At 59.3% G+C, this 19685-nt stretch carries 16 protein-coding genes; 7 read left to right on the top strand and 9 right to left on the bottom strand.

All coding sequences use genetic code 11. The features are described 5' to 3' along the window. Positions 1–59 precede the first annotated feature (59 nt). Positions 60–2318, bottom strand: a complete 2259-nt coding sequence (locus Q0753_RS16140) for an arginine/lysine/ornithine decarboxylase (RefSeq protein ID WP_298723542.1) — start codon at positions 2316–2318, stop codon at positions 60–62. Positions 2319–2429: 111 nt separating this feature from the next. On the opposite strand from Q0753_RS16140, the gene Q0753_RS16135 reads away from it, so the two are divergent. Both Q0753_RS16135 and Q0753_RS16130 read left to right on the top strand, forming a co-directional pair. Next, the gene (locus tag Q0753_RS16135) at positions 2430–2606 is read left to right on the top strand and encodes a hypothetical protein (protein WP_298723539.1); all 177 of its coding nucleotides are present in this window, start codon (positions 2430–2432) and stop codon (positions 2604–2606) included. After that, positions 2560–3129, top strand: coding sequence for a hypothetical protein (locus tag Q0753_RS16130; RefSeq protein ID WP_298723536.1), 570 nt, complete (start codon positions 2560–2562; stop codon positions 3127–3129). The genes Q0753_RS16135 and Q0753_RS16130 overlap by 47 nt, the downstream gene beginning before the upstream one ends. Here the strand turns inward: Q0753_RS16130 and dsdA are convergent. The 6 genes from dsdA to cysK all read right to left on the bottom strand — a co-directional run bounded on the left by dsdA (position 3106) and on the right by cysK (position 10166). Next, the gene (gene dsdA, locus Q0753_RS16125; RefSeq protein WP_298723534.1) at positions 3106–4476 is read right to left on the bottom strand and encodes a D-serine ammonia-lyase; all 1371 of its coding nucleotides are present in this window, start codon (positions 4474–4476) and stop codon (positions 3106–3108) included. The genes Q0753_RS16130 and dsdA overlap by 24 nt on opposite strands. A gap of 89 nt (positions 4477–4565) precedes the next feature. Continuing rightward, positions 4566–5897 carry a sodium:alanine symporter family protein gene (locus tag Q0753_RS16120; protein ID WP_298723531.1) on the bottom strand — a complete coding sequence of 444 codons (1332 nt, stop codon included), beginning with the start codon at positions 5895–5897 and terminating at the stop codon, positions 4566–4568. Between the two features lie 87 nt (positions 5898–5984). Next, positions 5985–8039, bottom strand: coding sequence for a GNAT family N-acetyltransferase (locus Q0753_RS16115; RefSeq protein WP_298723526.1), 2055 nt, complete (start codon positions 8037–8039; stop codon positions 5985–5987). Next, positions 8032–8313, bottom strand: coding sequence for an HlyU family transcriptional regulator (locus Q0753_RS16110; protein WP_298723523.1), 282 nt, complete (start codon positions 8311–8313; stop codon positions 8032–8034). Before Q0753_RS16110 ends, Q0753_RS16115 begins: the two co-directional genes overlap by 8 nt. Before the next feature lie 80 nt (positions 8314–8393). Then, positions 8394–8903: a PTS glucose transporter subunit IIA gene (gene crr / locus Q0753_RS16105; protein WP_298723520.1), complete on the bottom strand. Its 510-nt coding sequence runs from the start codon at positions 8901–8903 to the stop codon at positions 8394–8396. Positions 8904–9197: 294 nt separating this feature from the next. Then, complete coding sequence (gene cysK, locus Q0753_RS16100; RefSeq protein WP_298723515.1) at positions 9198–10166, bottom strand: cysteine synthase A; 969 nt, start codon at positions 10164–10166, stop codon at positions 9198–9200. Positions 10167–10463: 297 nt separating this feature from the next. Here cysK and Q0753_RS16095 point away from each other — a divergent pair, with 297 nt between their 5' ends. Together Q0753_RS16095 and Q0753_RS16090 are read left to right on the top strand one after the other, a co-directional pair. Beyond that, positions 10464–12047 (top strand): L,D-transpeptidase family protein, encoded by a 1584-nt coding sequence (locus Q0753_RS16095; protein WP_298723512.1) that lies wholly within the window; start codon positions 10464–10466, stop codon positions 12045–12047. A 260-nt stretch (positions 12048–12307) separates the two neighbouring features. Then, complete coding sequence (locus Q0753_RS16090) at positions 12308–12856, top strand: DUF882 domain-containing protein (protein ID WP_298723509.1); 549 nt, start codon at positions 12308–12310, stop codon at positions 12854–12856. Here the strand turns inward: Q0753_RS16090 and cysZ are convergent. After that, complete coding sequence (cysZ, locus tag Q0753_RS16085; protein WP_298723506.1) at positions 12820–13581, bottom strand: sulfate transporter CysZ; 762 nt, start codon at positions 13579–13581, stop codon at positions 12820–12822. The two genes, Q0753_RS16090 and cysZ, sit on opposite strands and share 37 nt — an antisense overlap. Positions 13582–13881: 300 nt before the next feature. Here cysZ and zipA point away from each other — a divergent pair, with 300 nt between their 5' ends. Further along, positions 13882–14874: a cell division protein ZipA gene (zipA, locus tag Q0753_RS16080; protein ID WP_298723502.1), complete on the top strand. Its 993-nt coding sequence runs from the start codon at positions 13882–13884 to the stop codon at positions 14872–14874. 82 nt (positions 14875–14956) lie between these two features. After that, positions 14957–16990, top strand: a complete 2034-nt coding sequence (ligA, locus tag Q0753_RS16075; RefSeq protein ID WP_298723499.1) for an NAD-dependent DNA ligase LigA — start codon at positions 14957–14959, stop codon at positions 16988–16990. Positions 16991–17119: 129 nt separating this feature from the next. On the opposite strand, the gene Q0753_RS16070 is transcribed toward ligA, so the two are convergent. Next, positions 17120–17647: a LysM-like peptidoglycan-binding domain-containing protein gene (locus Q0753_RS16070; protein WP_298723496.1), complete on the bottom strand. Its 528-nt coding sequence runs from the start codon at positions 17645–17647 to the stop codon at positions 17120–17122. A 227-nt stretch (positions 17648–17874) separates the two neighbouring features. Here Q0753_RS16070 and gltX point away from each other — a divergent pair, with 227 nt between their 5' ends. Further along, positions 17875–19287 carry a glutamate--tRNA ligase gene (gltX, locus tag Q0753_RS16065; RefSeq protein ID WP_298723494.1) on the top strand — a complete coding sequence of 471 codons (1413 nt, stop codon included), beginning with the start codon at positions 17875–17877 and terminating at the stop codon, positions 19285–19287. Positions 19288–19685 lie beyond the last annotated feature (398 nt).

The raw sequence follows: 19685 nt of genomic DNA, 5'->3' as shown, positions 1-19685 counted from the left end.
CGCTGCTGGAATACGGTAGATGATGTGAAGGCCCCCGTGCTGGCAGGGGCCTTCATTTTTCAGGCCACGCAATCCACGAAGTAGCGGGTTTCACCCTGCTCTTCTTCGGCGACCAGGCCGTGAATATAGGTTTCAAAGCCGGGGAAGCGGCTGTTGAATTCACGGGCAAATTTCAGATAGCTTATGATGGTCTCGTTGAACACCTCACCGGGGATCAGCAGCGGAATACCCGGCGGGTAGGGGGCAACCATCACCGCGGTGGTACGACCGGCCAGTTCGTCCAGTGGCACCCGTTCCATTTGCTTGTGCGCCATCTTGGCGAAGGCATCGGCGGGCTTCATCGCCGGAACCAGATCCGACAGATACATTTCGGTGGTCAGTCTGGCGACGTCGTTTTCCTTGTAGATCTGATGGATCTGATCGCACAAATCACGCAGGCCCACCCGCTCGTAGCTGGGGTGGATCTGAATGAACTTGGGCAAGACTTTCCACAAGGGCACGTTATTGTCGTAATCGTCCTTGAACTGCTGTAATTCAGTGACCATGCTGTTCCAGCGGCCCTTGGTGATGCCGATGGTGAACATGATGAAGAACGAATAGAGGCCGGTCTTTTCGATCACGATACCGTGTTCGGCCAGGTACTTGGTGACCACCACGGCGGGCATGCCGCTGTCGGAGAATTCGCCCTGCATGTTCAGACCCGGCGTCAGTATGGTTGCCTTGATGGGGTCGAGCAGGTTGAAGCCCGGCTCTACCTCGCCAAAGCCGTGCCAGTCTTCGCCGGGATGCAACATCCAGGCATCGCGATCATCCAGGCCGTCATCGGTCAGATCGTCCGGTCCCCAGACTTCAAACCACCAGTCGCTGCCATATTCATCGCCCACCTTGCGCATGGCGCGCCTGAATTCCAGTGCTTCCGCCAGCGACTCTTCCACCAGAGCGGTACCACCTGGCTCTTCCATCATGGCCGCCGCTACGTCGCAGGAGGCGATAATGGCGTACTGCGGGCTGGTGGAGGTATGCATCAGATAGGCTTCGTTGAACACGTCGCGGTCGAGACGATTGCCCTCGCCGTCCTGTATCAGGATCTGTGATGCCTGCGACAGGCCGGCCAGCATCTTGTGGGTCGACTGAGTGGCAAACACCATGGAGTCCTGGCAGCGGGGCCGGCCTTCACCGATGGCATGATAGTCGCCGTAGAAATCGTGAAAGGCGGCGTGGGGCAGCCAGGCCTCGTCGAAGTGCAGGGTTTCTATTTCACCGTCGAGCAGGTGCTTTATCTCTTCCACGTTATAGAGAATGCCGTCGTAGGTGGACTGGGTAATGGTCAGCACTCGCGGCTTGAGATCCGGATTTTTGGCCAGCAGCTCGCGGCAGAAGGGGTTGGCTTCCATCTTTTCACGAATGCGGGCCGGTTCGAACTCACTGCGCGGAATGGGGCCGATAATGCCGTAGTGGTTACGGGTCGGCATCAGGAATACCGGCACGGCGCCGGTCATCATGATGGCGTGCAGTATCGACTTGTGACAGTTGCGGTCGACCACCACTATGTCGCCGGGGGCCACGGTGGAGTGCCAGACTATCTTGTTGGAGGTGGAGGTGCCGTTGGTCACGAAAAACAGGTGATCGGCGTTGAAGATACGGGCGGCATTGCGCTCGCTGGCCGCCACCGGGCCGGTATGGTCGAGCAACTGGCCCAGTTCGTCGACCGAGTTGCAGACATCGGCCCGCAGCATGTTTTCGCCGAAAAACTGGTGGAACATCTGACCGACCGGGGACTTCAAAAAGGCGACGCCGCCGGAGTGACCGGGGCAGTGCCAGGAGTAGGAGCCGTCCTGGGCATAATGGGTCAGGGCGCGGAAGAAGGGCGGCGCCAGGGTGTCCAGATAGCCCTTGGCTTCGCGGATGATATGCCGGGCCACGAAGTCGGGGGTATCTTCATGCATGTGAATGAAACCATGCAGTTCACGCAGTATGGCATTGGGAATATGACGGGCGGTGCGGGTCTCGCCGTAAAGGTAAATGGGAATATCCGGGTTGCGATGGCGGATCTGCTCCACGAAGCGGCGCAACTGCTCCAGTACCGAGTGGGCTTCTTCATGGCTGCCGGCCAGTTCTTCATCATCGATGGACAACACGAAGCCGGCGGCGCGGCTCTGCTGCTGGGCGAACGAGGTCAGGTCACCGTAACTGGTGTAACCCACCACATCCATACCGGCCTTCTCGATGGCCGCGGCCAGTTCGCGAATGCCCGAGCCGCTGGTGTTCTCGGAGCGAAAGTCTTCATCGATAATGATGATGGGGAAATAAAAGCGCATCGGGTTTCCTTGAGTTTCCGGTAAAGATGCTCGATAGCCGAGCCCGTCCAGAGGCTATTCTACTGCTTAGTGTCGGGTGAAAAAATGGTTATGCACATAAGATGATTAAAAATGACTGAAGAGCTGGATAAATTCGCGTTGGCTGGCAATGTTGCCGAACTGCAGGCACTATTCGACACCCACTCCACGCGGATAATAACGGACTTTTATGTCACTCATGGGCAAAGCGAGTATCTGGCTGATGGCTGCCGTATTACTGACCGGCTGCGCGACATCGCCACCACGTAATCCGGAAAATATCTGCGCCATTTTCGAGCAGCACGACAGCTGGTACGAGGCGGCCACCGATACGCGGGAAAAATGGGGCGCGCCGGTACACGTCACCATGGCGATGATGTATCAGGAAAGCAGCTTCATCCACGATGCCCGGCCACCGATGCGTTATTTTCTGTTCATTCCCTACGGTCGGGCCTCCAGTGCCTACGGCTATGCCCAGGCCAAGGACGAGACCTGGGCCGATTATCAGCGCGAAAGCGGCAACGGCTGGTCGAGCCGGGACGACTTCGACGATGCCATGGACTTCATGGGCTGGTACATGAGCAAAACCAGTAAAATCAACGGGGTGTCGAAGTGGGACGCCTATCGGCAGTACCTGAACTATCACGAAGGCTGGGGGGGTTACCGTCGCGGTAGCCACCAACGCAAAGGCTGGCTGCTCAAGACCTCGCGCAAGGTCGAGGCTCGCGCCAAACGCTACGCGAGCCAGTACTGGCAGTGCAAAGACAGCTTAAACAGCGGCTGGTTTGGCTGAGGCGGCCTGGGCCAGGTAGCGGGCCATTTCCGGCTCCGGCACCATGCCACCACCGGTTGCCCACACCAGGTGATGAGCCCGGGCCAGTCGTGCCGGGGTGAGCCCCAGCCGCTTTCGATAGCCCTGGGTTTCTTGCAACACTCGAACAGGACCAGCCATACCGGCCAGGGCAGACGGCTCCAGACGAATATTTTCCTGCTCGTTCAGTAACCCCAGCAATTCCAGCATGTCTGCATCGCTCAGGGTATAGAAACCGTCGAGCATGGGTGCCATGGTGCGGCCGACGAAGCCGGAGGCTCGGCCCACCGCCAGGCCATCGGCCGCAGTGATATTATCGATGCCGAGATCCTGCACCGAAATATGATCGTGCAGGCCGGTATACACTCCCAGCAACATGCAGGGCGAGTGAGTCGGCTCGGCAAAGATACAGTGTACCGCATCGCCAAAGGCCAGCTTCAGGCCAAAGGCCACGCCGCCGGGGCCGCCGCCCACGCCGCAGGGCAGATAGACGAACAGCGGATGCTCTTTATCGACCTTGATATGTTGCTGTTCCAGCTGCGCCTTGAGCCGCTCGCCGGCCACGGCATAACCCAGAAACAGCTGTACCGAATTTTCATCGTCCACAAAGTGGCAATTCGGGTCCTGTTCGGCCTGTGCCCGGCCCTGAGCGACCGCCACCGAGTAGTCACTCTGGTATTCCATCACGGTTACGCCGTGGCTGCGTAGCATGTCTTTCTTCCACTGTCGGGCATCGGCCGACATGTGCACGCTGGCCTTGAAGCCCAGTTTGGCGCTGATGATGCCGATAGACAGCCCCAGGTTGCCGGTGGAGCCGACGGCGACGCTGTACTGGCCGAAAAACTCGCGAAACTCCTCGCTGTGCAGTCGGGCATAATCGTCGTCCAGGTGCAGCAGGCCGGCTTTCAGTGCCAGTTTTTCTGCGTGTTGCAGCACCTCGTAAATGCCGCCGCGCGCCTTGATGGAGCCGGAAATGGGCAGTTGGCTGTCCAGCTTCAGCAGCAGGGTGCCATCGATAGGTTGGTCATAGCGTGCCGCCAGCGCCTGTTGCATGGCCGGTATGGCCTGCAGCGGTGATTCCAGCAGGCCGTTGCTGGTTTTAGTTTCGGGAAAGGCGGCGCAGAAGTAGCGGGCAAAGCGGGTCAGTCGCTGGCTGGCATCGGCCACATCACCACTGGTCAGGCCCACGGCGGGTAATGCCTGCTCGACCGGCTTTCGTTCCGGATTGAACCAGTTGCTTGGTTGCAGCGCGATCAGCGAGTCGACCAGCGGATGAGTCTGGCAGAGGTTGGCGATGGCTTCTCTGGAATAGTGGGGATGTAAGTGCATGGCATCGAGTCCTGAAAGTTGGCTCGGGCCAGTATATCAGCCGGGAAGGGAATGGCTGTAGTAATGCCAATCCTTCCCGGTGATAAAGATCACTGTTTGGCGAAGTACTCTTTGGTCAGGCGGAACACCACGGGGCTCAGCAGCGCCAGCGCAATCAGGTTGGGAATGGCCATCATGGCGTTCAGGGTATCGGCCATCAGCCAGATAAATTCCAGTGACTGGGTGGCACCGATGGGCAGCGCCAGTACCCAGGCGATACGGAACGGCACTATCGCCTTGACGCCAAACAGGAACTGTACGCATTTTTCGCCATAGAAGCTCCAGCCGAGGATGGTGGTAAAGGCGAAAATGGCCAGCGCGATGGCAACGATATAATCCCCACCGGGAATGGCGGTCGAGAACGCCAGGGTGGTCAGTGAAGCCCCGGCTTCGCCGCTGGTCCAGCTGCCGGTGACGATGATGGCCAGGCCGGTAATGGAGCAGACCACTATGGTATCGATAAAGGTACCCAGCATGGCGATCAGGCCCTGGCGCACCGGGTTATCGGTTTTGGCGGCGGCATGAGCGATGGGCGCACTACCCAGACCGGCCTCGTTGGAAAAGACCCCGCGCGCCACACCAAAACGAATGGCCATCCATACCGCAGCGCCGGCAAAGCCACCCTGAGCGGCGATGGGGCTGAAGGCATGTTCGATGATCAGGCCGAAGGCGGCAGGAATCGCCTCAAGGTTGATGGCCAGCACCACCAGACCGGCGGTGAAGTAGGCGATGGTCATTGCCGGCACCAGCTTGCCGGCCACTTCCGAGATCCAGCGAATACCACCAATCAGCACGGCGCCTACCAGCACCATCAGCACCACACCGGTGGTGACATGCGAAATGCCGAAGGAGGAGTCGAGCGCATCGGCCACCGAGTTGGCCTGCACCGTATTACCGATGCCGAAGCCGGCAAAACCGCCAAAAATGGCGAAGGCGACCCCCAGCCAGGCCCACTTGGCGCCGAGGCCATTCTTGATGTAGTACATGGGGCCGCCGACGTGGTTGCCGAGCTTGTCGGTTTCCCGATACTTGACCGCACACACCGCCTCGGCGTACTTGGTCGCCATGCCCACCAGGGCGGTCATCCACATCCAGAACAGGGCGCCGGGGCCGCCGAAGAAGATGGCGGTGGCCACCCCGGCGATGTTACCGGTGCCGATGGTGGCAGAGAGCGCCGTCATCAGTGCGTTGAAAGGCGAGATTTCACCGCTGCCGGCTTCCACTTTTGAAAACAGCAGCTTGAAGCCGGTACCCAGTTTACGAATGGGCATCAGGCCGAGCCCCAGCTGAAGGTAGAGGCCGAGGCCCAGAATACCTACCAGCATGGGCACACCCCAGACGATGCCGTTGATTGATGTCAGTAATTCGGTAAGCAGTTCCATCTGCGTGGCTCCTCGCGTAAATAATATTGAATCAACAGAACGTTACCGTACTAGACTAGCGCTGTTTTCGATAAATGAATAATGATTTTATGTTTCGGATGGAACCATGAAAAAATGACGCAGCAGCAGGCGACCTTGCTGTGTCGCCGCCTTTTGTCCGGCCAGCCCCTGTTGCCGTGCCACCGCGGCAGGCGTTGCACCGGGTGCCAGCAGCGAATGGAGCAGCTGTTGCTGGCGCCGGGACAGGGCAACAAGCGGTGTGTTCGCCTGTATGAAACGGGCAAGGGCCGCTTGATCGCATAACAGATCCCGGTGGTGAAAGGCGAAATCATGGGCAATATCCCGATCCCGCCCGGCGCTCAAGACCGGAGGCAGTTGTTTCAGGCGCTGCCACCAGTCGTCGGGCAAGTCCTGCAGCAGCCCCCGGCGGTAAAACATCAGATCGGCACTGAACTGACCTCGCCACAGCGGCAACAGCTGTTGTGCTTTGGCAGAACGAGGCCACAGCATCATGGCCGCGTGCAGCCCGCTCACGCCATCGGTGCCGAGGCCGATACGCACCGCATCGAAGCCGTTATTCTGCCAGAAGTCCAGCAACTCGGTGCTGGCGCCGAAGCTGGCCCCGAGAAAGTCGTACTCCTGCTGCCGAGAGTCCGGCTGTGGCGCCCGTTGCAGCCAGTGCAGCAACCGGGAGCCAATGCCCTGCTGCTGGCAATGGGGATGCACCACAATGCGCATCACCCGCTGATAGCTGAACCGGCAGGCTTCTTTGATACCGCCATGAAAGGCCAGCGACTGGGGCAACAGATGGCCGCGGGGGCGGCGCCGGCCGCGCCAGATAGCCTGTTCGAGCTCCGCCGGCAGCGATCCTTCCCGAATCAGCAGGGCGGCGGCAACCGGAATCGTGGCGCGAAAGGCGACCGCCAAACTCAGCCCGGGGGCATCCAGCAGGTGGCGCAAATCACTGGGGCGGGTCTGATAGTGAGCCAGGGTCAGCAGGCCAAACAGCTGTTGCAACAGCCGGTCATCGTCCAGCAACTGCCGGCGGCTGACCCAGGCGATCTGCAATTCGCCTTCCCGAGGCGGCGTGAGCGGATCCGCATCGAGCGCCAGCAGCCGGAAGATCAGTGGCTCCAGCGGATCCTGCGAACTCCAACGCGCCGGCATATCCAGATGTACCTTCTGCCAGTTTGGCGCCAGTGCGGTCAGTGCCGGTTGAAACTTCAGCTGAAAGCCCAGACCGGTTCCTTCGTAGCCGTGCTCTGTGCTGGCGAAAATACAGCAATAGCGCCGAGCCAGCGTCAGCAGCATGGGCACCGGAATGGCGGCGGCCTCGTCGATCAGCAGTATGTCGGCGTCCGGCTGCTGGGCCAGCAGGGCGTCAGGCGCAATAAAGTTCAGTGGTCGATCACAGTGCGCCAGCGCCTGGGCGGCGGCTCCCGGATGGGGGGCGGTCAGCAGCACCCGATAACCGGCGCCAAGCAAACGGTCGGCCGCCAGCCCGAGCAGGCTGGACTTGCCCCGGCCCCGGTCGGCGGTCAGCACCAATGGCTGGCGGCGACGGGCCGCGTGCAGCATCATCGTTAGCGCCCGGCGTTGCTGCGGGTTCAGGCAGCCGCGGCGGTCACGCTGGCGCTGCCAGGGAACCGACGATAACGCGGGCAACGCCGGAAAGACGCCACCTTGCTGCCAGAGCAGTACCGAGGGGTCTTGTTGCAGCAGGCTGGCGAAGCGATGCAGAAACCGGCTGTGAAGTCCGTGGGCCTGTTCCGGCTGGGCCACGTAGCGCACCAGATCCGGATCCGCATAGGCCGGCCATTCATTCAGCGGCGGGCACAGCAGCAGCACCAGGCCACCGGCCATGACGGTCCCGAGTGTGGCACCGAAGGCATCCGGATGCAGGCCGGAATAGGCGTTGAACACCAGGTGATGGTATTCCCGGCCGAGTGCGCTCTGAAACTTGCCGGTGGCACAGAACGCCTGGCCTGCAGGCGCCTGGCCCAGCCAGAGGCCATTGCCGTCGGCATCGTTGACCAGCCTGCCGGCCTGACTCATGCACCAGGCCTCGCTGCCACTCAATACCAGCAGCCGGCGTTCGCCGTTGTGGCGCAGCTGTTGGCGCCAGTGCGCCCATTCAGTCAAAGATGCGTTCACCGTTTTCGTCAATCACTCGTTTGGCTTTGGCGACCATCAGTTCGGCAGCCTGCTCGGCCGACGGCAACAGATCCGAGCGGATCAGCCGGTATTCCTGCCGCTCCCCGTCCTTGAGTCGGGTGATGCGACCGTGCAGCCGGTACTGGCCGCCTTCGGCCATGGGCTCGGGGTAAATGCCGAAGCCCTGATAAGATTCGGGCTCATAAGCGGGAGTGACGGCTGGGGCGTTTGGCGAGAGCCATTTTTTCAACCAGTTGAACATGGTGATGAGCTTTCCTGTAACGATGAATCACGTTGCCAATAAAAAAGGCGCCGCGGTGGCGCCCTGTAACCGCAGCAGAGTTATTTTTTGACGCGCATGATCACGTCTTCGGCCTGGGTCACGGCGCCGCTGTGCTTGCTGACCTCCTTGACCTCATCCATGTTGGAAATGACCACCGGCGTCAGGGTGGATTTGGCCTTGGCTTCCAGCAGCGCCAGATCGAACTCGATGATGGTGTCGCCTTTCTTCACCTGCTGGCCTTCCTGGGCGATGCGGGTAAAGCCTTCGCCCCTGAGCTCGACGGTGTCGATGCCGAAGTGAACAAAGAGCTCGAGACCTGAGTCCGATTCAATAGAGAAGGCGTGATTGGTTTCGAATATCTTGCCGATGGTGCCGTCGCAGGGGGCGACCATCTTGTTGCCGCTGGGTTTTATCGCAATGCCGTCACCCACTATTTTTTCGGCGAACACCACATCCGGTACTTCTTCGATAGGGACAAGTTCACCGGAAAGGGGGGCGAAGATGTCGATACCACTGGTTTCACCGGCATCGTCGGACACCATTCTCTTCAGTTTATCGAACAGACCCATAATATCAGCTCCTGGCATTATTTAATGATGATGATAACAGACAGACTTTCTCAAGCGAAAGCAGGCAAATCGATCCGAAAAAATTAAGCTTGGGCAAAGACTTCCATCATTGTAGGGGCTGAGGCGCCAATGTACATGGGGAGTGTGAGGCTGGAGCTCAATAATCGCTGCGTGACGGAAGTGCTACTGCGCGCCGCATTTGCAAACGGCATTCCCGCGAGCGGAAATGCCGTTTGATTATTGCCGTCGAGACCGGCCGCCAGACGGGGTGTCAGTGGCCGGTGACGTATTTGATCAGGCTTTCAGTTCCTGTTCGGTGAAGATGCCCTGAAACAGGGCGGTGCTGAGGTAGCGCTCACCGGAGCTGGGCAATATCACCACTATGGTCTTGTCGGCAAACTCGGGCAGCTCGGCCAGACGACAGGCGGCGACCACGGCGGCACCCGAGCTGATGCCGGCCAGAATACCTTCATCCTTCATCAGGCGACGGCCCATCTCGATGGCATCTTCGCTGGAAACCTGCTCGACCCGGTCGATCAGAGACAGGTCCAGGTTACCGGGAATAAAGCCGGCGCCGATGCCCTGAATCTTGTGCGGGCCGGGCTTGAGTTCTTCACCGGCCAGGGCCTGGGTGATCACCGGAGACTCGACCGGCTCGACGGCAACCGAGGTAATGGCCTTGCCCTTGGTGTGCTTGAGATAACGGGACACACCGGTCAGGGTACCACCGGTGCCCACGCCGGCCACGAACACATCGATGTTGCCATCGGTGTCTTCCCACAGCTCGGGGCCGGTGGTTGTTTCGTGAATTTCGGGGTTGGCCGGGTTGTTGAACTGCTGCAGCAGCACGAATTTGTCCGGCGCCGTTTCTTTCAGCTCCATGGCTTTTTCGATGGCGCCCTTCATGCCCTTGGCGCCGTCGGTCAGTACCAGATTGGCGCCCAGCGCTTTCAGCAACTGACGGCGTTCCATGCTCATGGTATTGGGCATGGTCAGGGTAATGGCGTAACCACGAGAGGCGGCTACAAAGGCCAGCGCAATACCGGTATTACCGCTGGTCGGTTCAATCAGTTCTTTTCCCGGTACCAGTTCGCCGCGTTTTTCGGCATCCCAGATCATGTTGGCGCCGATACGGCACTTGACGCTGAAGCTGGGGTTACGGCTCTCTATCTTTACCAGCACCCGTCCCTTGGTGACTCGATTCAGTTTAACCAGAGGAGTGTGGCCAATGGTCAGTGAGTTATCTTCAAAAATTTTGCTCATCGTGGCTATCCCTAATATTCAGTCACACCAGAAATATTTATGTTGTCAGCTTAACCCTTCCGTCTCGAATGAGAAGTGACGATTTGTTATAACTATATGTTATTAAGTGATAGCTTTATATTCCATTGTTCACAATCCTGGCTGATGATGAAGTGATGCCGGGTCTATTATCAATAAATAAAAAAGCGACAGAGATAAAGCAGGGATGTATCGCTGGAAGTATGTTCGGGTGTACCGTTGAGTCCGATGGATATTCGATTCCGGCAATGGACGGACAGCAAGAGGGTAGGGCGTAAAATGAAAGGTTATCGTGCGGTCGTCGGACTGTGGTTGCTATTGTGCCTCGTCATTGGGCCCGCTTCGGCAAGTTCCTGGCAGGATGAGCCCGAGGCCCGGTTGCAACTGCATCAACAGGGGTTGGAGCTGGCGCTGGCCGATGTGCATCCCAAACTGACCCTGTGGTGGCAGCAGGCGGTATCGGCCGATACCGCCTCCGATGAGGCCGACGATCGGCTGTTGCTGGGCATGCAGGCCTTCTGGCGCCACTGGGCTGCGTTATCCTTTGTGGATCGCCAGCATCTGCGTACCGCCGGTGCTTCGCTTGCATTCCGGGAGCAGGATCAGCTGGAGCTGCAGTTGGCGGCGGAGCAGCGCCAGCGCCATGTTCTGGTGCAGGGGCTGGCGCCGGGTTATCCCGATCACCCGCAGTTGCAGCAACAACTGGCCCGGTTGCTGGCACTGAATGCTGGTCCCTGGCCCGTGCTGCGTACCGCCACCCTTCGCCCCGGAGATCGCGTTGCCGTGGTGTCTCATATTCGTGAGCGGCTGCGATTGCTGGGCGACATGCAGGCCGAGGACGAATCCTCGCTTTCCGTCGCGTCCGATGAGCGTGAAAAACCAGATGGCACCTACTCCAGCAGTCCGGTCGATGACGCTGAGGTATTCGATGACGGCGCCTTGCATCAGGCCGGCCAGACGGCACCGGTCGGTGTCGGCCCCAGCCATGATCCCGACCTATTTGATGAGGCTATGGAGCAGGGCATACGCCATTTTCAGCAGCGGCACGGTCTTAGGGTAGACGGTGTTATCGGCCCGCAAACCTTTGGCTGGCTGGATATGGCCCCTCAGCAGCGGGCCCAGCTGCTGATGCGAAGCATGCTGCGGACCCTGATTGGCGATAATCTGCCGTCATCCTATTTGCTGGTCAATATTCCCGAATACCGCCTGCGGCTTTATCAGGAGCAGGTGATGGTGCTCGAAAGCGATGTCATAGTAGGGCGGGATGAGCGCAAGACCCCCATCATGCACAGCAAGATCACCAATGTGGTGCTCAATCCGCCCTGGAATGTGCCGCGCTCCATCATCAAGAAAGACATAGTGCCCAAGTTGTATCGGGATCCCGGTTATATCGCACGACAAGGTTTCGAGGTGCTCGATGGTGCCGGTGTGGTACCCGCGGCCGAATGGCAGGCTCGACTCTATAACGGGGGCGGCTTTCCCTATCGGTTACGACAGAAACCCGGCGCCCTTAATGCCCTCGGCGCCTATAAATTTCACCTTCCCAACAATGATGCCATTTATCTGCATGACACTCCGTCCCGTCGCCTTTTTTCCCGTGACAGCCGAGCGCTGAGCTCCGGTTGTGTGCGGGTGGAAGGTGCCGAGCAACTGGCCCACTGGTTGTTGAGCGAACAGTGGAGCCCGGAGCGACTGGCAGCCTTGAAAGCCAGCCGGGTCACCCGCTGGTTGCGGGTGGCTCAGCCTCTGCCGGTGTTCATGGTGTACTGGCCGGGCTGGCTGGGGGGCGACGGCCTGCCCCGCTATCGCAGCGACATCTATGAGTTTGATAAAACCCTGCATAATCCCTTTACCGCCGGCTAGCCTCAATCCACTCTCCACTCTGGCCGTCGTTTACGGCGGCCTTATAACCAATGGTTGTTGATAATTTAATCCGTTATAGGATAATTTGCGACCGTTTGTTATGCATGCGGTGACATCAGGTAACCGAAAGGCAAGGCCAGCTACAGGTGCTGGCGGCCTTACGTTCAGCCCTTCCCTTGTAGTGCTGAGTCTGGTCAACCGGGCCTCGGTCCGGCTGATGCATCCTTGTTGTATTTGAATATGAGTTTGAAAGAGAAAATATGCTGAAACGTAATATAGATCGTCGTCGTTTTTTAATGGGAATGGGTGGCCTGGGGGTAGCGTCACTGGTTGCGCGGCCGGCACAGGCCAGTTTGTCTGCTCCGGTACGCAAGTTGAGCCTGCATAATCTTCACACCGGTGAACAGGTGACGGCCAGCTTCTGGGAAGAAGGCCATTACCTCAAGGAAGGACTCACCACCTTTAACCACGTGATGCGCGACTTTCGCCGTAACGAGGTACATGACATCGACCCCAAGCTGTTTGATCAGCTGTTTCTGCTGCAACACCGGCTGGGTAAAGCCGGAGAGATTCAGATTATCTCCGGCTATCGTTCGCCCAAAACCAATGCCATGTTGCGCCAAAACAGCAGCGGCGTGGCCAAGAAAAGCCTGCATATGCAGGGGAAAGCCATCGATCTTCGCCTGCCCGGCGTAGCGCTGGCCGACGTTCGCAAGGCGGCGTTGCAGCTCAAGGTAGGTGGCGTTGGCTACTATCCCAAGTCAGACTTTGTTCATCTCGACACCGGGCCGGTACGCAGCTGGGGGTAATGTTCGACCCACAGCGCGGTGGCACCACAAATAGCCACCGGCATGATCAGCAGATTAATGAACGGCAGGCCCGAACAAAGTGCAACCGTGGCGCCAAAGCCCCAGCTGAGGCGTCTTTTTTGCGCCAGTGAGCGGCGCATCAAATCGAAGTCGATTTTATGATTATCGAATGGATAGTCGCAGTACTGAATGGCCATCATCCAGGCGCTGAACGCAAACCAGATCAGCGGCGCCAGGGTTTGCCCGAAGGCCGGCACCAGAAACAGCAGCAGACAGCCGATGGCGCGGGGCAGGTAGTAGGTCATCTTGCGTACTTCCCGGCCCAGCATACGGGGAGTGTCCCGGAGCAGTGCGGCCCAGCTGCTGTCGGGCAGTTTCTGGCCGGTCAGCTTCAGTTCTACCCGTTCGGCCAGCAGGCCGTTGAAGGGGGCGGCCAGCAGGTTGGCAACGCTGGTGAACAGCAGCGAAAACACCACGGCGATGGTGATGATGGCCAGGGGCCAGAGCAGATAGCTCAGCCACTGCAGATAGTCTGGAACCGCGCCCTCAAACCAGGAAAAAAGCTCCCCCAGCTGTAAATAGAGCCAGTAAAAGGCGCCGCCGAACAGCAGCAGGTTGATTGCCAGCGGAATCAATACAAAAAGGCGTAAATCCGGCTCCCGGATAAGCGACAATCCCCTGAGCAGATATTGTGGACCGCTGGCCGCATGGTAAGTGGCGGGCATGAAGGCTTCCTTTGAAAAAAAACATATATTAGAGAGCCAGGCCGGGGGGATGCAAGTCGGTCGCGAAGCCGTTTGTCGTAGCCGCCAAACTGCGGCATCAGGGCCGAATAGGGTCTGCCGACAGATAAACCAGTATAAAATGAAAGTTTTTATCTATTACTCACCGAGATGACTCTTGTCAAACCGGTATGGTAAACATACCCTTGTCGGGTCTTTGATAATATTCCGACTCGAGTAATCTGATTCCCGCTTGCGTCGGCAATATGGCTGAATATAAGCAAAAACTTTAGAGAAGCGATAATGCAGGATTTGCGAATTATCTTGATCATTCTGGGTGCGGTCGCCATTGCCGCCTTGCTGATCCACGGGCTGTGGACCAGCCAGAAAGCACGTCAAAAGCCGATGCGTGAAAAACCGATAGGCAAGGTAGCGAATGGGCCGGCCGGTGACGATGACTTTGACGGTGATGGTATCGGCAAGGTTCGGGTGGCCGGTACGCGCAAGGCCGAGACGGCGCGTCGTCGGCACGAAGACGAGAATGACTGGCAAACTTCCCCGCATTTTTCGGCGCTCAACGACGACGATGATGAAGACGAGCCAGTCATCGGGCTGGCCCCGGCCGCCTCGTCTGCCAAGCCGGTTGCTGCGGCCAAACCGGTGGTTGCCGAAACCGAATTACAGCAACGCGAGCGCCAGTATCGTCAGGGTGAAATTGATCCCCTGTTTGATGAACCGGAGGCGTCGGCGCCGCCCACGCTTGAGCAGCAGAACCAAAAAGCCGAGTTGAATCTCGCCGAGCGCGAGCCGGAACCGGAGCCGGAGCCGGTTATCGAGCCGGTGGCTGCTGCACCGCGACGGGAAGTGCCCAAAACCTGGCAGGACGTGTATGTCATCAACCTGGTGGCACGGCCCAATCAGCAGTTGGCCGGCGGCGAGCTGGCCCGGGTGCTGACCGATGCGGGTTTCAGCTTCGGTGACATGGATATTTTTCATCGCCACCATACTGCGGCACATCAGGGAGAGGCGCTGTTCAGCCTGATCAACATGGTCAAGCCCGGCACCTTCAACCCCAACGCCATGGGGCAATTCAGCACTCCCGGGGTGTCGATTTTCATGCAGTTGCCGGCACCCGGTGAGGCCAAGAATCACTTCAATCTGATGGTGCACACGGCAGAAAAAATGGCCGAAGAGCTGGATGCCCTGCTGCTGGACGGCCAGCGCAGCCCGCTCAGCCCCGATTATCTGGCCCATTGCCGCGAGCAGCTGCGAGACTACGACAGCCAGGCCCAATAATCCCGATTGTGCCCAGCAAGCCTGATTGTAATAATAAAAGTGCGGCCGAGGGCCGCATTTTTTGTTTAAGCGGAATAACTTCATGAACGATACCCAAGCCCGAATTCTTGCCCTGCGTGAACAGCTCGATACCTACAACGAACAATACTATGTGGCCGATGCCCCTACGGTGCCGGACGCCGAGTACGACCGTCTGATGCGCGAGCTGGTCGCGCTGGAGCAGGCTCATCCCGAATGGCAGGATGCGAGTTCACCCAGCCAGAAAGTAGGCGGCGCTCCGGTATCGGCCTTCCCCGAGGTGCGCCATGCGCTGCCGATGCTGTCGCTGGACAACGTGTTCAGTGACGATGAGCTGACCGCCTTCGAAAAACGGTTACATAGCCGGCTGGGCAGTGACGCCCCCATTGCATTCTGCTGCGAGCCCAAGCTCGACGGCCTGGCGGTAAGCCTGCTGTATGAGCAGGGCCGGCTGGTACAGGCTGCCACCCGCGGCGATGGCAGTACCGGCGAAGGCATTACCGAGAATGTACGCACCATCAAGGCGATACCACTCAGGCTGAAAGGCGACGACTGGCCGGCCCGGCTGGAAGTGCGCGGCGAAGTCTTCATGCCCAGCGCCGGATTCGAGCGCATGAACGAGGCGGCCCGAGCCGGTGGTGACAAGGTGTTTGCCAACCCGCGCAATGCCGCCGCCGGCAGCCTGCGTCAGCTGGACTCGCGAGTCACGGCCAAACGGCCGCTGGCCTTTTACTGCTACGGCGTTGGCCTGGTGGAAGGCGAACCGCTGGGCGAGCGTCATTTCGATATTCTGCAACGGCTCAAAGGCTGGGGGCTGCCGGTCAGCCCCGAGGTAAAGCGCATGCAGGGGCGAGCCGGTTGCGAGCAATATCACGACGACATTCTCAACCGCCGGGATCAGCTGCCCTACGAAATCGACGGCGTGGTCTACAAGGTGGATGAGCTGGCGCTGCAGGAGCGACTCGGCTTTGTGGCCCGGGCGCCGCGCTGGGCCACCGCCCACAAGTTTCCGGCCCAGGAAGAGCTGACCCGGCTGCTGAATGTGGAATTTCAGGTCGGCCGCACCGGCGCCATTACCCCGGTCGCCAAGCTGGAGCCGGTGCAGGTGGCCGGGGTGGTGGTCTCCAACGCCACCCTGCACAACGCCGACGAAATTGCCCGCCTCGGGGTGATGATTGGCGATACGGTGATCGTGCGCCGGGCCGGCGACGTCATCCCTCAGGTGGCGGCGGTGGTGCTGGAACGGCGGCCCGACGATGCCCGTAACATCGAGTTTCCGGTCTGCTGTCCGGTCTGCGATGCGGACATAGAACGCATCGAAGGGGAGGCGGTGGCCCGCTGTACCGGCGGCCTCTTCTGTGCCGCCCAGCGCAAGGAAGCGATCAAGCATTTCTCTTCACGCAAGGCGCTGGATATCGAGGGGCTGGGTACCAAACTCATCGATCAGCTGGTGGAGCAGGACAGAATCAAGACCCCGGCGGATCTGTTTCGACTGAGTCACCAGGATCTGGCGGGGCTGGAACGCATGGGCGACAAGTCGGCCAGCAAGTTGCTGACGGCACTGGACAAGGCACGCAGCACCACCCTGGCCCGTTTTCTTTATGCCCTGGGTATTCGGGAAGTCGGGGAGGCGACCGCCAACAACCTTGCTCGGCATTTTCTGACCCTGGAGGCGGTGATCGGCGCCGAGATAGAGGCGCTGCTGGCGGTGCCCGATGTGGGAGAGATCGTCGCCAAGCATATCTACTATTTCTTCCGCCAGCCGCATAATCTGGAAGTCGTACAGGCGCTGACGAATTCCCGGGAGCAGGGCGGTTGTGGCCTGCACTGGCCGGCGATGGAGCCGGTGGCCGCAGAGGCCCAGCCGCTGGCGGGGCAAACCTTCGTACTGACCGGCACCCTGACGCAATTGTCGCGCAGCGATGCCAAGACGGCGCTGCAGGCGCTGGGTGCCAAGGTGGCGGGATCGGTATCGGCCAAAACCAGCTGCGTGGTGGCTGGTGAAGCGGCAGGCTCCAAACTGGTAAAGGCCCAGGAGCTGGGCATCGACATCATGGACGAAGACGGGTTGTTGGCGCTGTTGGCTGAACACCGGTAAAAAGAATAGGGACTGGGGACTGGGGACTAGGGATTTGGGAGGCTGAACCCGATCCCTATTCCCTAATCCCTATTCCCTATTCCCTAATCCCTAATCCCTAATCCCTAATCCTTAATCCCCAATCCCTGATTACTGCGTGGTCAGTACGCTGAATTCCTGGCCCATGCGGCGAAAGGCGTTCAGCAGCAGGCCCTTGTCTCTGACTTCCAGATAATGCAGCTGGCCGCTGGCGTTGAGCACCAGGGTCAGATCCTGACCGGCACGCAGGTTGCTGAGCGGTTTATAGGACGGCTCGGCTCGTACCAGGGCAATAAGGTCATGCCCCGGCAGTTGCCACTGGCGAAACAGCGCGGCCAGAGTTTCGCCCTGGGCCAGGGTATGATCGAGTCGTTTGCCGCCATCGGGTACCGAGATTTCCCGTTTTTCGGCCGCAGACAGCGGCAGACTCAGGCTGCCGGTGACCGGGGCCGCCGCTGGTGTCGGCGCGGGTTGCCAGGCCAGCAGCAGCAACCAGGCGGGCAACAGTGTCAGCAAGCCGACTTTGTGAATGCGGGGCAGCCGTTGCCAGCCCCCCAGTGCCTGACCCAGCCCCCGCCTAGCAGGCAGGGTCAGTTGATTTAGTTTGGTGCCGAAAGAATCCGGCTTGTTCCGTTTCATTGTTGATTGTCTTCTGGTCATGAATAGGCACCTCGTGGCCACCAGTGTATCTGCGGGCCGTGCGGCCGACAAGCGGTCGCACGGCTCCTTTTGAAGCGTTTGTTGACGGTGCACGCGACCAACTCGATGACAAAGCGTTTAACCCGTTACAGCCGGGTGCTAAAATAGTCGCCACTTTGTTTCACTCAAGCTCATTTGGGCTTTATTTACCAGCTAAGGCAGAAAGAATGACAGTTAAAACGCGGTTTGCTCCCAGCCCCACCGGTTTTCTCCACGTAGGTGGTGCCCGTACGGCCCTGTATTCCTGGCTCTATGCCCGTCACCAGCAGGGTGAATTCGTGCTGCGTATCGAAGATACCGATCTGGAACGTTCCACTCAGGAGGCCATCGACGCCATCCTCGAAGGCATGAACTGGCTGGGCCTGAACTGGAACGAGGGTCCCTATTATCAGACTCAGCGTTTTGACCGTTATAACGCGCTTATCGATCAGCTGCTGGCCGAAGGCAAGGCCTATAAATGCTACTGCTCCAGAGAGCGCCTCGATGCACTGCGCGAGCAGCAGATGACCGACGGCGAAAAGCCGCGTTACGACGGAACCTGCCGCCACGGTGCTCATGAGCACGCCGCCGATGCCCCTTGCGTCATTCGCTTCAAGAACCCGACCGAAGGATCTGTCGTCTTTGACGATCACGTTCGTGGCCGCATCGAAACCGGTAACAATCAGCTCGACGATCTGATCATCCGCCGCACCGATGGTGCTCCCACCTACAACTTCTGTGTGGTGGTGGACGACTGGGACATGGAAATCACCCATGTGGTACGCGGCGAAGACCATATCAACAACACCCCGCGCCAGATCAACATTTATCAGGCCCTGGGTGCCCCGGTGCCGGAGTTTGCCCATGTGTCGATGATTCTGGGTGACGACGGCGCCAAGCTGTCCAAGCGTCATGGCGCCGTGAGCGTGATGCAGTACCGGGACGACGGCTACCTGCCTCAGGCACTGCTTAATTATCTGGTGCGTCTGGGCTGGTCCAACGGCGATCAGGAAATCTTCTCGCTGGAAGAAATGATTGAACTGTTCTCGCTCGACGCCATCAGCAAGTCCGCTTCCGCTTTCAATACCGACAAGCTGTTGTGGCTGAACCAGCACTACATCAAGACCCTGCCTGCCACCGAAGTAGCCGAGCATCTGCAGTGGCACATGCAGGATCAGGGTATCGATACCGGCAAGGGGCCGAGCCTGAGTGATGTGGTGACCCTGTACTCCGAGCGTTGCAATACCCTGAAAGAGCTGGCGGCCCAGAGCCGTTACCTGTTCGAAGACTTTGCCGAGTTCGAGGCGGGCGCGGCCAAGAAGCACCTGCGCCCGGTGGCCGCAGAGCCGCTGGCGCTGGTTCGCGCCAAGCTGGCAGAGCTGGCCGACTGGCAGGCACCGGCCATTCACGAGCAGATCAACGCCGCCGCCGCCGAGCTGGAACTGGGTATGGGCAAGGTGGGTATGCCGCTGCGCGTGGCGGTGACCGGCGTTGGCCAGTCTCCGGCCATCGACGGTGTGATTGCCCTGCTGAGCAAGGAGCAGGTGTTGGCCCGAATCGACATGGCACTGGGCTTTATCGCCGCTCGCGCCCAGGGTTAAACCCGGCCTCAAGCGGTAAGCGTTAAGCTGGAAGAAAAACGGCGCTGTCTGGTACAGCGCCGTTTTTATTGGTGCTTCTTTGTCTGCGAGTAATACCAAACGGATTAAATAACTGTTCTATTTGGTTACTCTGCAAAGGTCGGACAAAGGGCCAGCTCCTCCGACACGCCGTGAACCCATCCATGGGGGCTCCACCGCGCCATCCCTGGCGCGGAGGGCCGGCGGAGCAGATCCCTTTGTCCTCCCTGATGCCAAGGAGTTGCCTGTTGGCGTCGTCTACAGACAGCTCGGTGCTTGAGAAGAGGCAACAGAGATCGACTACCACGACCGTGAAATGCCATGGACGGCATTTCCGAGCCCCCACGGATGGGTTCATGGCGTGTCGAGGGAGGCGGCTG

Origin of the sequence: uncultured Oceanisphaera sp., assembly GCF_947495715.1 — a bacterium.
In the GTDB taxonomy this organism is placed as follows: Bacteria; Pseudomonadota; Gammaproteobacteria; order Enterobacterales; family Aeromonadaceae; genus Oceanimonas; species Oceanimonas sediminis.
Note: the sequence above shows the minus strand (reverse complement) of the source record. Positions and strands in the feature narration are given on the sequence as shown.

Coding starts and splice junctions, on each gene's coding strand:
- Q0753_RS16120 (WP_298723531.1), bottom strand. CDS start 5,897: ATGGAACTGCTTACCGAATTACTGACATCAATCAACGGCATCGTCTGG.
- Q0753_RS16110 (WP_298723523.1), bottom strand. CDS start 8,313: ATGTTCAACTGGTTGAAAAAATGGCTCTCGCCAAACGCCCCAGCCGTC.
- Q0753_RS16090 (WP_298723509.1), top strand. CDS start 12,308: ATGCTGAAACGTAATATAGATCGTCGTCGTTTTTTAATGGGAATGGGT.
- Q0753_RS16095 (WP_298723512.1), top strand. CDS start 10,464: ATGAAAGGTTATCGTGCGGTCGTCGGACTGTGGTTGCTATTGTGCCTC.
- Q0753_RS16135 (WP_298723539.1), top strand. CDS start 2,430: ATGACTGAAGAGCTGGATAAATTCGCGTTGGCTGGCAATGTTGCCGAA.
- zipA (WP_298723502.1), top strand. CDS start 13,882: ATGCAGGATTTGCGAATTATCTTGATCATTCTGGGTGCGGTCGCCATT.
- gltX (WP_298723494.1), top strand. CDS start 17,875: ATGACAGTTAAAACGCGGTTTGCTCCCAGCCCCACCGGTTTTCTCCAC.
- cysK (WP_298723515.1), bottom strand. CDS start 10,166: ATGAGCAAAATTTTTGAAGATAACTCACTGACCATTGGCCACACTCCT.
- crr (WP_298723520.1), bottom strand. CDS start 8,903: ATGGGTCTGTTCGATAAACTGAAGAGAATGGTGTCCGACGATGCCGGT.
- dsdA (WP_298723534.1), bottom strand. CDS start 4,476: ATGCACTTACATCCCCACTATTCCAGAGAAGCCATCGCCAACCTCTGC.
- Q0753_RS16070 (WP_298723496.1), bottom strand. CDS start 17,647: ATGAAACGGAACAAGCCGGATTCTTTCGGCACCAAACTAAATCAACTG.
- cysZ (WP_298723506.1), bottom strand. CDS start 13,581: ATGCCCGCCACTTACCATGCGGCCAGCGGTCCACAATATCTGCTCAGG.
- ligA (WP_298723499.1), top strand. CDS start 14,957: ATGAACGATACCCAAGCCCGAATTCTTGCCCTGCGTGAACAGCTCGAT.
- Q0753_RS16140 (WP_298723542.1), bottom strand. CDS start 2,318: ATGCGCTTTTATTTCCCCATCATCATTATCGATGAAGACTTTCGCTCC.
- Q0753_RS16130 (WP_298723536.1), top strand. CDS start 2,560: ATGGCTGCCGTATTACTGACCGGCTGCGCGACATCGCCACCACGTAAT.